This window comes from Alteromonas sp. MmMcT2-5 (assembly GCF_022348315.1).
In the GTDB taxonomy this organism is placed as follows: Bacteria; Pseudomonadota; Gammaproteobacteria; order Enterobacterales; family Alteromonadaceae; genus Alteromonas; species Alteromonas macleodii.
In genome coordinates this window covers 1-14,177 of sequence record NZ_JAKRFB010000076.1, presented here as the reverse complement: position 1 = coordinate 14,177, position 14,177 = coordinate 1, and the positions used below count along the sequence as shown (strand labels likewise).

Here is a 14,177-nt window from a genome sequence, read left to right as displayed (position 1 = left end):
AATCCGATCACTTAAGGTAAAACTGGTAAGGACGAAAAAGAAGAAGAAAAAGTGATCGGATAAAACCGAAATGACCGTTCGGATTCACCGAAATACGCAATTTTTACGTTGATTAATTAAGTCAGAAACTAGCGACTTAATTTCTTCAGATGAATGGCCAGCGATCATAGCCTTGAGAACTATTTCACATTCACTTAGAACAAAACCAACGGCGCGAGCACCCAAGCTAATAGGTGTTGGCCATAAACCTGCGTTGATTCGGTTATGTAGAGTTGATTTGGAGAATCCAGTATTGCGAATAACTTCGTTTTTCCGGATGATTGTTGGATATGTTTTGACCATAGCTATTGTCCTTTGTTGAATTGCTATGGACGATATTCTCCACTACTGAAGCTAAAAAATTAGGTGACAAATATATAGATAAATTTGGGGATTTTGTCCCAGATTTATTTATTGCGATACCTTGAGTGTGCTCGTTTTAATGTGTCGTTATCAATACCAGTCAGTATGTTGAGGAAGTTTAGAAAGCTTCCATTTTCATAGCTTGTGGCTTCATCCTTTCCCAAGGTTATTTCCCAAAAGACTTCTAATTCATCAAAAAACTTATTCCATTTACCTGAATATGCCTTTCTGTGATCTTCAGACACAAAAACACAGGCATCATAGATAGCATCTAGAATTGGGGCGGGATTAGCAATGCGGCTCCTCTTTGCGTTAGGGGATTGATTCAACTTATTCAAGTTAATCCCTATGTGTTCAGAAACAATCAAATCTAAAGAATGATACTTTTGTTTAAGAACTTGTAGTTCGTTTTTTAGTTCTTCTGTTTTATTGAGTACTTTTTGAAGTTGTGCCATCGCTGATGTCAGTTCCTTCCTATCATTGCGCTTGAAGTCTACTTCACAAAATTGTTCCCCTAAGGATGAGGGCTTTAAAGGTATATATAAATCGCTAAGTATTAAATTCAGTGTGGCAAATATATTGTGGCGATTTTTATCCGAGATATTCAAAAATTTCACGAGCTTCTGCTCGGTTTCTTTTGAGAGGTAATTTGTACTTTTCAAAGCTATTTCCTTAGTACGTGGTGTTTAGTAGTCTGAATTTTCGAGCATTTGTTAATACTTGAATTGTTTTGGTGTTGAATATGCTCAGACCACCAATTCATCATTACCCGCCGTTGTTCAATATACTTTGCTCGGTTATAAGCTGCTCGTACTACATTCTTATCTGAATGAGCAAGTGCGGTTTCAATAATGTCAGGGGCAAAACCTTGTTCATTAAGAGTGGTACTTGCGAGTGCTCTTAAACCATGTGAAACCAACTTGCCGCCGAAACCCATTCGTTTTAGTGCCGCGTTAGCGGTTTGGCTGTTCGCGTGAGCTTTCGGATCCCTGTCAGCTGGAAATAAAAATTCTCGGTGGCCGCTGATAGGTTTTAACTCTTCAAGAATAGAGATGGTTTGTGGCGTAAGTGGCACAACATGCTCGCTTTTCTTTTTCATTCTTTCAGCTGGTATTACCCAAACTACATTATCCCAGTTTATTTCATCCCAGCGTGCGCCTGCTGCTTCAAATGGCCTTACCATCGTGTGTAATTGCCATTCAATCAAAAAGCGCGTCACAAGCTTTATGCTGGCTCTATTAAGAGCTTTCATCAGGTCGGATAGCTGTTCTGGCTTTAATGTAAGCATATTTTGTTTTTTGGGTGCTTCAAAAGCGTGCTTTATACCTGCCAGTTGATTGGTGTGCGTTAGGCCGGTATTGACTGCCCAAATCATAATTTCATTCAAACGCTGACATACACGGCGAACAGTTTCCAAACTTCCTTTTGCCGCAAGGGGTTTTAATACGCCTATCACGCTGGTGGCGGTTAGTTTGCTTATTGGAGTTTTACCCAACGATGGGAATATGTGTAATTTGAGAGAACGCCAAACATCCTCAGCATAGTCAGGTGTGATTGTGGCTTGCTTCACGGCAAACCATTTTTGGGCAACGTGTAAAAGTGTGGTGTCATATGCGAGCTTAGCGGCTTCTTGTTGCTCCTTCTTGTGTTCATGCGGGTCAATATTTTTAGCCACTAGAGATCGGGCTTCACGGCGTTTCTCGCGCGCGTCAGATAAGCTAAGTTCGGGATAGGTACCAAAACTGATTTTTTTTCGCTTTCGTGAATGCGGATGGTAATAGCTGAACATCCAAAGTGCCTTTCCATCTTTTCGAACGCGCAACAGTAATCCTTCACCATCGGTTAGGTTTTGCTCCTTATCTAACTGACGGGCTCTACCGACTGCTGCTTTGATTTTTGTATCAGAGAGTGGTGTTACGATTTTTGGCATATTGGTACCCTGAATTTAAAGTACCCTTACGCGGGGTACTACTAGAGGGTACTAAAGATTGTGGATAATATGAACACTTATTGGACTTATCTGGGCAATAAAAAACCCGAAATGCCTCGTTTAATCGGCGTTTCGGGTCTTTGTTGGTTCTTAGTGAACCTATGTTTGGTGGAGCTGGCGGGATTTGAACCCGCGTCCAGAAAATGTCTACCTTTGGTACTACATGCTTAGTTTGTCATTTATTTAACTGCTTGGAACTCCGACAAACAGGATTTCCTTGCAGCTGGCCTAATACTGTTTCGCGGTTCACCCTTAGACAAGGTTCCCTCGCTATCCTACTTGGATGACCTTCCGAATCCCCGCTAGCAGGAAAAGACTAGGGTGGAAGGGCCTATGCCGGTTATTAAGCGGCTAGTGCGTATGTTTCGTCGTTTGCGACTATTTAAATGCGGCTTTTTAAGAGGCAAACCGCTCCTCTGCATGCACCTCCGGCTTCCTAGATCCTGTCGAATCCTAATCAGCCCCGAGTGTGATTTTCAATAATAGCACAATTGTTACATGGTGAAATACATTCTTTTGAAAATTACTATAAATTTTAAGGGTTTGGCTATAAATCAACCAAAAATAACATCTAGTTTTTCAAAAGCTTACCTGTGTGGCCTTCAGTTGAAGCTTTGCTTAAACAGCAACACACAAACATTGAGTATTATTGAACTACCGTAGATATGTGGATGCTTGAGTAAAATTCAAGTGCCGAGCGCACAAGGGCTGTGCAAGAAACGCAATTTATAAACTAAATTAGCGCTTTTTATTTGATTACTTTAGCGAATTTTTAAGGAAATAGTGCTGATGTAATGATGCAATTAGTAGCAAGAACCATTAAAGTACGTGAGCATAATTAAAAGGCTTGTAGTGTAAATGTCTTCAGATTCCATATTGTATTCTCCGTATACCTTGCCATGTGGCGTAACAGCGCGAAACCGTCTTGTTAAAGCTGCTATGGAAGAAAATATGTCGAGTATGGGAAATATTCCCGGAGAGTCTTTGTACTCACTCTATCGATATTGGGCCCACGGCAATTTAGGCATGGTGATCACAGGCAACGTTATGGTCGATAAAGGCGCCATGACAGGGCCAGGTGGCGTTGCACTAGAAAAAGATACCGACATCGCACCGTTTCAAAAGTGGGCAAAAATCATTAAGTCTAATGGCGCTTTAGCCATAATGCAGATTAATCACCCTGGTCGACAGGTATTTAAAGCGATGAAAGGCAAAGCTATTGCGCCTTCTGCTGTACCGCTTGATATGGGCAAACACTCCAAGCTGTTTGCTCAACCACGAGAAATGACCTGCCAAGACATTCACGATGTATGCAAACGTTTCGTTCAAACTGCTAAGCAAGCTGAAAAAGCCGGGTTTGATGGCGTTGAAATTCATGCTGCCCACGGCTATTTGCTTACGCAGTTTTTATCACCGCTTACTAATCAGCGCCAAGACGAGTGGGGCGGTTCTATTATTAACCGCGCCCGCTTGCTGATAAATATAGTCAGTCAGGTTCGAGCGGTTTGCGCTAAAGACTTTATTGTTATGGTAAAGCTTAATTCTGCAGACTTTCAGAAAAATGGCTTTTCTTTTGATGATGCCTGTGAGGTGGTAAATCGCTTGGAAGCCTTGGGTGTTGATGTTGTAGAACTGTCTGGCGGCAGTTATGAAGCGCCTGCCATGCAAGGGCAAACTCGTGACGACACCACGCTGGCAAGAGAAGCGTACTTTTTGGAATTTGCGCAGGCACTGGTAAGTAAAACTGATATTCCGCTAATGACAACTGGCGGTATAAAAAGGGCCGAGGTAGCAGAGGAAGTAATTGAGCAAGGCTGTGCCCTTGTTGGATTAGCCAGCGCCCTTGCTATTACGCCCGATTTAGCTAAAAAGTGGCAACAAGAATGGGCGTATTCGGGCATAATTCCACACTGCTCTTGGAAAGATAAATCGCTTGCAAGCCTTGCGAATATGGCCATGGTGCGAAGACAACTTAGACGCCTTGGGAATAACCTAACCACCTTAAGAAACCCATCACCGCTGTGGAGTCTGATTCTTGATATGCTACATCGCAAGAAAATGACGAAACGAGACGTAGGTTAAACCTACTACACTTCTTTTTTGGCAGCCCAAATAAAAACACAGCGTTAAACGCTGTGTTTCATCATTCTTTCTTTTTGACGTTGCCAATCTTTGTCTTTAATGGTGTCACGCTTGTCATGGGCGTGCTTACCTTTTGCTAGGTGAATTTCTAGTTTCACCCAACACTTTTTCCAATACATAGACGTGGCAACGATTGAATAACCTTGGCGGTCTCGCGCACCCATTAAGCGGTCGATTTCTCGTTTGTTCAGCAACAATTTGCGAGCACGCTCTGGAGCAGCGATAACGTGGGTAGAGGCTTGATTCAGCGGACTAATTCTACACCCTACCAAATACGCTTCGGCATTCTGGATAATAATGTACGCATCGGTAATGTTCACTTTACCGGCACGAATACTTTTAATTTCCCACCCTTGAAGCTCAAGCCCGGCTTCGAACTTGTCTTCTAGGAAATAGTCGTGACGCGCTTTTTTATTCTGCGCGATATTTCCTGTGGTGTTTTTGTTGGCTTTATTCTTTTTCATGCTGGCTATTATACTGATTGTTCAAAGGAATGTCTTTAGTTGTCATTGTTATCTTATATTGGGGCATTTGGTTCAAAACCGAATACGAGCGAACCAAATTTTCTGTGATACAATGCGGCCAAGAGTTTTAATTGTAGTGGAATCAATGCCAAGTATTCATAGAAGCGCGCTGGTAGCTCATAGCGCAGAAGCCATGTTTAACTTAGTCAACGATGTAGCTTCCTACCCAGAGTTTTTGCCAGGCTGTACCGATAGCAAGATCCTCGACACGTCAGCGCAAAGCATGAAAGCGTCATTGTTAGTGGCAAAAGCTGGTATCAAGCAATGGTTTACAACGCACAACGTGTTAGAGCCAGGTAAAAGTATTCAAATGCAACTGGTCGACGGTCCGTTTCGCTCGCTTACCGGTGGCTGGACATTTTCAGCGTTATCAGAAGAAGCCTGTAAAATTGAATTAAACCTAGAGTTTGAATTCAGCAATAAGCTAGCTGAAATGGCTTTTGGTAAAGTGTTTAACAGTTTAGCCAGCAGTATGGTTGCAGCGTTTACAGACCGAGCGCGGAGCGTGTACGCATGAGTAAGAAGCTCATCAATATTGAGGTTGCCTACGCGTTACCCACCAAGCAAACTATCATTGATGTTGCTATTCATGAAAATGCGACGGTAGAAGAAGGGATAAACGCGTCTAACGTGCTTGAGCAGTTTCCCGAGATTGATTTGAAAGCAACGAAAGTGGGTATTTGGAGCCGCGTGGTTAAGCTTCGCGACACGCTTACCGATGGCGACCGTATTGAAATTTACCGCCCGCTTATTGCTGATCCTAAAGAAATCCGCAAGCGCCGTGCTGAGAGAGCGAAAGAGGAAGGGCGCGCTGACAAAATCACAGGTGGAAAGGTAAATCCACTTAAGGCGAAGTCATAGCAGTCAGCTGAGCGCTTCTACGCCAGCGTCAAAGATAGATACAAAAATGGCCTTCAAGTGAAGGCCATTTTTTTTAAAGACAAAGGCTATTAGCTTTTTTCTGAAATACTGCCTAACTCCAGGAAAGGGGAGGCATCAATATCTTCAGCATCCATCATGCTAGCAATTCGCTGAACGGTAGCGACCATTTGGCTTTGCTCCCACTCTTTAAGCTGTGAAAAACGCTCGACAAAGTGTTCTTGAAGAGGGCGAGGTGCGTCAACCACTGCCTCTTTACCGCGTTCGGTTAAGAATACGCCCACTTTTCGTTTATCTTGCGTACTTCTTATGCGCGTAGCTAAGTCTCGTGATTCTAGTCTATCTAGAATATTCGTGATGGTTGCAGGGCTTAAGTTAATATTCTCTGCAATTTCGCGCACCATTATACCCGGGCGCTCTTCAATATTTTGCATCACCAATAACTGTGGGCCTGTTAAACCCACGTGTTTACTTAGCTGCTTGCTGCGTAGGTCTACAGCGCGTATTACGCGCCGTAGTGCCACTAATAGTTCTTCTTCTTTTCGCATGTTACTTCCAACAAATGCGTAACCCAGCGGTTACTTAAGCAAATGAATAAAATGTTGGTGCTTATGATAGTGATCGATGACGTCATTAATGACCGAAATCTTCGACCAGCCCATAATATCATAGTTCTGACCACCTTCACTAAGGTGCACTTCGGCGCGATAGTACGTGGCCTTTTTGTTTTCGTCCAGTGCTGGTGTGTCACTTGGACCAAATTCAGGCTGTTCTGTCGATACAGGATGCACAGCATAAATGAACTCAGGGTCATTGCCCATATCAACGGTTAATATGAGTGCTTCGTCCGTATCTTCAATTTTTATTTCGAATTGCTGCGCTTTAAACTCCTCGCTTACTTCTGTTAGCGCAGGCTTCACCACTTTGTTGATGTAACGACGAACGGCAGTTTCATCTGGAAAGGTCACAATATTTTCAAGGCGCTCTTTCCAGTTTTTGTCAGAGTCATTATGCTGCGGTGTACCCGTTAGTACTTGTAAACTTTCACGTTTGTACGCCTCAATACGAAGGGCTTTCAATAGTCCCGATATAGCGATAAGCAACACAATAGCAAATGGCAGTGCGGCGGCAATCGTCATAGTTTGCAGCGCGCCAAGACCACCAGCGTAAAGCAGCACTGAACTCACCACACCAACGCCAACAGCCCAGTATACTCGTTGCCACAACGGCGTATTGTTTTCACCGTGTGAACACAGCATATCGACAACCATGGCACCCGAATCACATGAGGTTACAAAGAACACAATGACCATCAATACTGCTATAAGGCTTAATACTGAAGCGAAAGGAAACTGCTCTAAAAATACAAACAGTGCCACTGAGCTATTTTCATTTACCATTTGTGCAAGTACGTCTTTACCTTGTACTAACACCTGATCAATAGCGGCGTTGCCGAATACGGTCATCCAAAATAGTGTAAATGCTGATGGTATAAGCAGTACGCCCATTACAAATTCACGAATGGTTCTACCGTAAGAGATACGCGCGATAAACAGGCCAACAAACGGTGCCCATGCTAACCACCAACCCCAGTAGAAGATAGTCCAGCCGCCAATCCAGTCTGTTTTCTCATAGGCGAACAGGTTAAATGTGTTGCGCACCAAATCAGACAGATAAGCCCCAGTGTTCTGCATGAACGCTTGTAGTAAAAATACGGTTGGGCCTAAAACAAGAACAATTAAAAGTAGCAGTAAGGCTAAAACCATATTGGTTTCTGACAGACGGCGTATGCCTTTTTCCAGGCCAGTAGTTACAGAAATTACGGCTAAACCAACAACGCCTGCCATTATAGCTATTTGCACACCAGTATTTGACGGTAGACCAAATAAATAGTTAAAACCCGCATTTACTTGCGAAGCACCCAAGCCTAGCGACGTCGATACACCAAACACCGTTGACGTAACCGCGAATATATCAACCACGTGCCCAGGCCAGCCATAAATCCGGTCACCAATTAACGGATATAAAGCAGAACGCAGTGTAAGAGGTAAGTTTTGACGGTACGCAAAATAGCCCAAAATCAGCGCCACTACCGCATAAATTGCCCAAGCATGAACACCCCAATGGAAAAATGTGGTTTTCATTGCTTCGCGAACAGCGTCAATGCTTTCAGCCTGCGCAGTAGGGGGCGCTAAAAAGTGCATTAAGGGCTCGGCAACGCCAAAGAACATAAGCCCAATTCCCATTCCTGCTGCAAACAACATACTAAGCCAAGTCCCAAAGCTAAATTCGGGGCTTGCGTGATCTGGGCCTAACTTAATTTCGCCGTAGCGTGACATGCCGAGGAAAACAACAAACACCACAATTACTGCGACAGTAAACACATAAAACCAACTACCGTTGGTCACAATTGCGCTCTGAAGCTTTTGGAAGAGCGCGTCTGCTGTTTCAGGAGCACTAGCAGCGAAGATAAGTAAACATAGGATTAAAGCTGACGATGTAATAAACACCGGCTTGTTGAGTGGAGATTTATTTTCGTTCTCAATCACGCAGTAAATTCCTTTCACCTTTTATAAATTTCGGTATATACGCAGAAATATACCGCATGGTGCATTTTTTATAAACATCAAATGAAATTATTAGATTTGTATGTATTTGGTAGGTGGGTCAAAGTGCAGTCTTTTTTTTGTAGTTGTTTTTACGATAAAAATTAGACTTTCTGCTAGGTTTTAGGTGTTATTGGTTAATTATTAATCGTTAGAGTAGAAATAATTAATAGATTGTGTATCGTAATATATGATCTTTTTGATATGTGTTTTAAGTAAACACTGTCCGAAGAATAAAAAAACAATTGAAGGAAACACACACAAATGCGAAAAACTCAGCTTAGCTGTGCAATCATCGCTGCACTGGCATCCACCTCTCTGGCTGCGCAAGAAACTAAAGCGCCCGCTAAACTTGAAACCATAGAAGTTACCGCCACGAAAAGAAGTGAATCAATCCAAGATGTCCCTGTCGCAGTCTCTGCGTTAGATGGAAAAGCATTAGAAAATCTCGGTATTGATAACTTCCAAGACTACGTAGAGTTTTTACCGAATGTGGTATTCCAAGGTACAGGTCCAGGGCAAAACGAAATATACATTCGTGGTGCGGCGACCACGCAATCAAGCATTACCCTGTCATCTGTCCAAGCACTTCAGCCCTCAGTGGCTTTCTACCTTGATGAAATGCCTGTTTCTATGGCTGGCCGAAACTTAGATATTTTTGCTACCGACGTTGAGCGTGTAGAGGTTCTACCTGGGCCACAAGGTACGTTATTTGGTGCAAGTTCTCAGGCAGGTACAGTTCGTCTAATCACAAACAAGCCAGATCATTCTGGTTTTGCTGCAGGCTTCGATACCAGTATCTCTACCACAAAAGGCGGAGATATGAGTAACACGGTGGAGGCATATTTCAACGTTACTCCAACTGACAACCTTGCGCTGCGTGTGGCTGCCTACAATGAAAGTCAGGGCGGTTGGATAGACAACATTGAAAATGAGCCAGGAAATGGTGGTTACATTGGAAGTGCAGTAGTTATTGATCGTATTTCTGGAAATGCATTGCAGAAACAGGGCATCGATCCGGCTGCGATGGATGCACGTCGTGAAATCAATGGTTTTACACGCAGTGAAGCAGCCGTTGTGTCGCCAAGAAACAGCGAACATGTTGAAGATAACTTTAATGACGCGGTTTACTCAGGGGCGCGATTCGGGTTGTCTTACATTATCAACGAAGATTGGGATGTTCTGGTTCAACACACTCAACAAACACTTGATACTGAAGGTGTGTTTGCCTACGACCCCACAGTGGAAGGCGAAAGCTCGGCAATTCGCTTTCAAAGCGATGAAAACTCCGACGAATTTGGCTTAACCACATGGACCCTAAATGGTCGTTTGGAAAAACTAGATGTGGTGTATACCGGTGGTTACCTTGACCGTGAAATAGACACGCTTACCGATTACACAGGCTACACCAACGGCGGCTTATTTTCCGCGTACTATGTGTGTACGCACTATGAAACGCCAGATAATCCAGATGACGCGCGCTGCCTCGATCCAAGTAAATACTACAAAGAAGACACCACTAGCACTCGCTTAACCCACGAACTACGTTTCAGCACAACGATGGATACACCATGGCAGCTAACGGCGGGTGTGTTTTATGACGAACAGGAGGTAGGCTCAGTAGGCCAGTTTAAAATCGCAAGCCCTGAAATCTTTGAGAACCTTGCGGGTTCATGGAATGCGCTGGCGGGTGACCGTGGAATTAACAGCGATGGTGGCCCTTTCTCTCCTGAAATTAGCTTTGTAAACGATGTTACGCATACTATCGAGCAGATCGCAGTATTTGGTCAGCTAGGCTATGAAATTACTGATACGCTTACTGCTACCATTGGTGCGCGCTGGTATCAAATTGACGATATTTATCGCGGCGCTACATCAACACGCGACGTAACAGGCCGATTAGAAGCCTATGGTCAAGGCGTGCTAGATCCCGCCGTTTATGATGGTTTGGGTCTTGACGGCCAAGGTGTTGTAGATGCTATCCAAGATGGTTCATTGGAAATTGGATTACTAGACGGTGACGGTGTACTCACTGTTGACGATACCATCTTCAAATTTGGCCTTGACTGGAAAGTAAATGAAAACGTATTGCTTTTCGCGAACTATTCAGAAGGCTTCCGTCCACCAGTAACTAACAGACTAGGTGGTGACGCAGCGGCAAATGACACTGGGGCCTTTGCGGATTTCCGTGTTCCAGTTTACTCAACAACAGATACGCTGGATAACTACGAAATTGGCCTGAAAGGTGATTTCTTAGACGGTATCTTGCGTGTTAATGCTACTGGTTACTATTCAGAAATCAGTGACTTGCAAACGTCGCGTTTCGACCCAGCAAATATTAGTTTCTTAGTCTTTACCGATAATGTTGGTGATGCAGAAGTTAAAGGGATTGATGCAGACATTACTTGGTTAGCGACAGATAACCTAGTTATTAACGCAGCATTTAGCGTACTGGATACTGAGCTGGTTAGTATTAACCCTGAACTAGAAGATATCGCGGCTGGCGTAGGCAGTGAGCTTCCGTACTCTGCTGATTTCTCAGGCAACATTAGCGCACGTTATTTCTTTGAGTTAGATGGCGGTAAAGAAGGGTATGTTAATGCATCACTTACCTACACCGGCGACCGTCTTGCTGGCATGGTGATGAACGCCTATGCCATGGAAGATGCAACTCGATTGATTTATGGCACGGGCTCGGGTCTGAAAATTAAAGATGAGGGTGACGAGTTTAAAGGCGCAACGTATCCAGGTGCAGATGGTGAAACAATTCGCGGTGGCCGCTACATTCAGGAAAGTTACGTAATTGGTAACGTATCTGTGGGGATGACGTATCAAAACTGGAAAGTTGAAGCATTCGTTGACAACGTTTTCGACAAATCAGCAATCTTGAACATTGATACACAGCAGTATACGCCTAAGGTTGTGACTAATCGCCCTCGTACTATAGGTCTTCGCTTCTCTTACGACTATTATTAATAGTTATCAGTGGTTGATGTAACGTTAACCACGCAATAGCGTTATCAAACGGCAGACATAAGTCTGCCGTTCTCATTACTAAAGCTAAAAATTTCGGTAGTATCTGTATTTAGTAACTAACGCGTATACTAAAATAGCAGCTGTGCTGAAACGCTCGTATTTATGTATTTAATTAGGCTCATAAAAGCGCGCTATATTTCGCAAATAGAATAATAAAGTAGGCTATGACACCAGAAGAATTTCAACAACAAGTACGCGCTGTAAAGCAGGCACTGCAGCATGGACAGTTCTCAATTGCAATGGAAAGCATGCAAACGCTTTTTTCTGCATCGTTGAGCGATCAACAGAAGGCGGAAACACACTATTTAACAGCGGTTATTCAAAGGCTGTCTAAACAATATAACGAAGCGTTTAAACATATTGATGCGCTACTTGGTCTTAAGCCAGATTATGGTAGAGGATATCAAGAGTTAGCTTATTGCCATGAAGCCACCGGCAACCATCAAGCAGCGGCTAACGCATTTTTTAAAGCTACGCATTTTAACCCCGCGCTAATTAGCAGTTGGAAAAAGCTCCTTACCATTTATAAAAGCCATGACGACGTACCTGCAGTATCAATGGCGACCCAGCAAATCGAACATTTGCAGTCACTTCCTGCACCGGTACTCGGTGCTTACGATTTAATGTATGAAAAGCAGTTTTCAGCAGCAGAGCAAGTATGCCGACAGTTTTTAACTAAGCAAAAACATCATCCAGAAGCAATGATGTTACTTGCTGAAATAGGCATGCAGCTTAAGGTATATAGCGATGCTGAATTTCTTTTAGAAAGCTGCGTTGAGCTTTATCCTGACAATGAGCATGCCGCATTAGCCTATCAAAATGTTTTATCTAAACTAGGCAAATTCCCAGATGCGGTGAAGGTAGCGAAGGCGCGATTAGCGCTGAACCCAGAAAGCTTTGCTATTAAAACCAGCTTGGCCCATGCACTTGTTGGCGTCGGTCAATTAGATGAAGCAATAAGCCTATACAAAGAAGTGTTGTCACAAAATGCTGATAGACCTAAAGTGTGGGTTGCATTGGGCCATGCGTTAAAAGCAAAAGGCGATACTACGGATGCCGTTAACGCCTATGAAAAAGCGGTTGAATACGCGAATGATTACGGCGACGCTTATTGGAGTTTAGCGAATACAAAAACCTACAAATTCAGCGACAACATGCTGTCGCAAATGTGCAAGCAAGTTGAAGCTAGCTCGATAAAGTTAGACGATAAAATTCACATTTGTTTTGCATTAGGTAAAGGGTTTGAAGACAAAGGCCAGGCAGATAAAGCGTTTGCCTACTATGACCAAGGCAATAAACTTAAACACAGTACGCTTCAATTTGATATTAGTAGAACAGAGGAGGCCTTAGACGCTCAGCAGCAGGCTTTCACGGCGGATTCTTTCAGTTCAAAACAGGGCTGCCAAGCTCCCGATCCTATTTTTATTGTGGGCTTGCCTCGCGCTGGTTCGACATTATTAGAGCAAATCCTCGCGTCACATTCGCAGGTAGACGGCACCATGGAGCTACACGATATATTAGGTATTGCTTCATCATTAAGTCATCAAAAAACACCTTATCCGTTTAACGTGAGCGAACTAGATAGTGCAACCCTCGAAAAGCTTGGTGCCCGTTATATTGAGCAGACTAAAGCTTACCGACAAGGCGCGGCATTTTTCATTGATAAAATGCCCAATAACTTCATTCACATAGGCTTAATTAAAAAGATACTGCCTAACGCCAAAATTATTGATGCACGCAGAAACCCAATGGACTGCTGTTTTAGTGGCTTTAAACAGTTATTCGGTGAGGGGCAAGAGTTCAGCTATTCGCTTGACGATATTGGCCGTTACTATAATGCTTATGAACAGCTTATGGATCATTGGCATAGTGTGTTGCCTGGGGAAATTCTTACTGTACAGCACGAAGATGTTCTGGATGATTTGGAAGGGCAAGTTAAACGCATTCTAGATTTTTGTGGGTTAGATTTTGAAGAAGCATGCTTAGCGTTTCACCAAACCAAACGGGTGATAAAGACGCCAAGCTCTGAACAGGTTCGCCAACCTATATACAAAACAGGGATGGGGCAGTGGAAGCCTTTCGAAAACTATTTAGCTGAGCTTAAACAAGCACTAGGCAGAGACACCTCAAAGCCAGATAATTAATGGATAGTCAAAAATGAAGAGTCATGGCTGTCTTTAAGTCATGACTCTTTTTTAATTAGTTAAAACGTATCAACTACCTTTTAAGGCTGATACGGAAGCGAAGATTGATGAAGGATAATGCGAATTTTTCCGTCTTCACATTGTTTGAAAACAAAGCTCTTGTTTACAAAAATATGGCTGTCGTCTTCGCCGATAAAGTGTACGTTACACTGAACAATGGCAAGCTCACCGTTTAAGATAAAGTCTTCTTTGCTATACCAAACCTTCACCCATGGCTTTAATTTAAAGCCATTGTCGTTTGGATAGTCGCTATTACCGCCTACGAAATAAGATAAAGCGCCTTTTTTTGTTGGGCTGTCCCGTCCTAAAATACGTTGACATAAAGAGGACTTCTTTATGACAACTTCAAGTAATCAAAGACCTAAGCGCACACAGCGTGATTACACCTTAGCTT

General features: G+C 43.2%; 11 protein-coding genes, 1 other RNA gene and 1 pseudogene. 5 read left to right on the top strand and 8 right to left on the bottom strand.

Translation table 11 applies throughout. The features are described 5' to 3' along the window. Positions 1-84 precede the first annotated feature (84 nt). From MHN09_RS19605 to ssrA, 4 genes are all read right to left on the bottom strand, one after another. Positions 85-342 carry an AlpA family phage regulatory protein gene (locus MHN09_RS19605; RefSeq protein WP_239241757.1) on the bottom strand — a complete coding sequence of 86 codons (258 nt, stop codon included), beginning with the start codon at positions 340-342 and terminating at the stop codon, positions 85-87. A 104-nt stretch (positions 343-446) separates the two neighbouring features. After that, positions 447-1,064, bottom strand: coding sequence for a hypothetical protein (locus tag MHN09_RS19600; protein ID WP_239241756.1), 618 nt, complete (start codon positions 1,062-1,064; stop codon positions 447-449). 2 nt (positions 1,065-1,066) lie between these two features. Further along, positions 1,067-2,332, bottom strand: coding sequence for an integrase domain-containing protein (locus MHN09_RS19595; protein WP_239241755.1), 1,266 nt, complete (start codon positions 2,330-2,332; stop codon positions 1,067-1,069). Between the two features lie 166 nt (positions 2,333-2,498). Beyond that, positions 2,499-2,857: a transfer-messenger RNA gene (ssrA, locus tag MHN09_RS19590) on the bottom strand. 393 nt (positions 2,858-3,250) lie between these two features. Here ssrA and MHN09_RS19585 point away from each other — a divergent pair. Continuing rightward, positions 3,251-4,474, top strand: coding sequence for an NADH:flavin oxidoreductase/NADH oxidase family protein (locus MHN09_RS19585; protein WP_014976383.1), 1,224 nt, complete (start codon positions 3,251-3,253; stop codon positions 4,472-4,474). A gap of 44 nt (positions 4,475-4,518) precedes the next feature. Here MHN09_RS19585 and smpB read toward each other — a convergent pair whose 3' ends face one another. Beyond that, entirely contained in the window at positions 4,519-4,998 is a 480-nt protein-coding gene (gene smpB, locus MHN09_RS19580) for an SsrA-binding protein SmpB (protein ID WP_014949307.1), read from the bottom strand. Positions 4,999-5,143: 145 nt separating this feature from the next. Here smpB and MHN09_RS19575 point away from each other — a divergent pair, with 145 nt between their 5' ends. Together MHN09_RS19575 and MHN09_RS19570 are read left to right on the top strand one after the other, a co-directional pair. After that, positions 5,144-5,575, top strand: a complete 432-nt coding sequence (locus MHN09_RS19575; RefSeq protein WP_014949308.1) for a type II toxin-antitoxin system RatA family toxin — start codon at positions 5,144-5,146, stop codon at positions 5,573-5,575. Beyond that, a complete protein-coding gene (locus MHN09_RS19570) occupies positions 5,572-5,919 on the top strand; it encodes an RnfH family protein (RefSeq protein ID WP_156086367.1) in 348 nt (115 codons plus the stop codon). Before MHN09_RS19575 ends, MHN09_RS19570 begins: the two co-directional genes overlap by 4 nt. Positions 5,920-6,008: 89 nt before the next feature. On the opposite strand, the gene MHN09_RS19565 is transcribed toward MHN09_RS19570, so the two are convergent. Beyond that, positions 6,009-6,485, bottom strand: coding sequence for a MarR family transcriptional regulator (locus MHN09_RS19565; RefSeq protein WP_012518305.1), 477 nt, complete (start codon positions 6,483-6,485; stop codon positions 6,009-6,011). Between the two features lie 30 nt (positions 6,486-6,515). Then, the gene (gene betT / locus MHN09_RS19560; protein WP_239241754.1) at positions 6,516-8,486 is read right to left on the bottom strand and encodes a choline BCCT transporter BetT; all 1,971 of its coding nucleotides are present in this window, start codon (positions 8,484-8,486) and stop codon (positions 6,516-6,518) included. 321 nt (positions 8,487-8,807) lie between these two features. Between betT and MHN09_RS19555 the strand changes: the two genes are divergently transcribed. Both MHN09_RS19555 and MHN09_RS19550 read left to right on the top strand, forming a co-directional pair. Further along, the gene (locus MHN09_RS19555) at positions 8,808-11,519 is read left to right on the top strand and encodes a TonB-dependent receptor (protein ID WP_049586690.1); all 2,712 of its coding nucleotides are present in this window, start codon (positions 8,808-8,810) and stop codon (positions 11,517-11,519) included. Between the two features lie 224 nt (positions 11,520-11,743). Beyond that, positions 11,744-13,723, top strand: coding sequence for a tetratricopeptide repeat-containing sulfotransferase family protein (locus MHN09_RS19550; protein WP_239241753.1), 1,980 nt, complete (start codon positions 11,744-11,746; stop codon positions 13,721-13,723). Positions 13,724-13,803: 80 nt separating this feature from the next. On the opposite strand, the pseudogene MHN09_RS19545 reads toward MHN09_RS19550, so the two are convergent. Continuing rightward, positions 13,804-14,076 (bottom strand): annotated as a pseudogene (locus MHN09_RS19545) (hypothetical protein); the annotation flags it as partial. Positions 14,077-14,177: the final 101 nt, after the last annotated feature.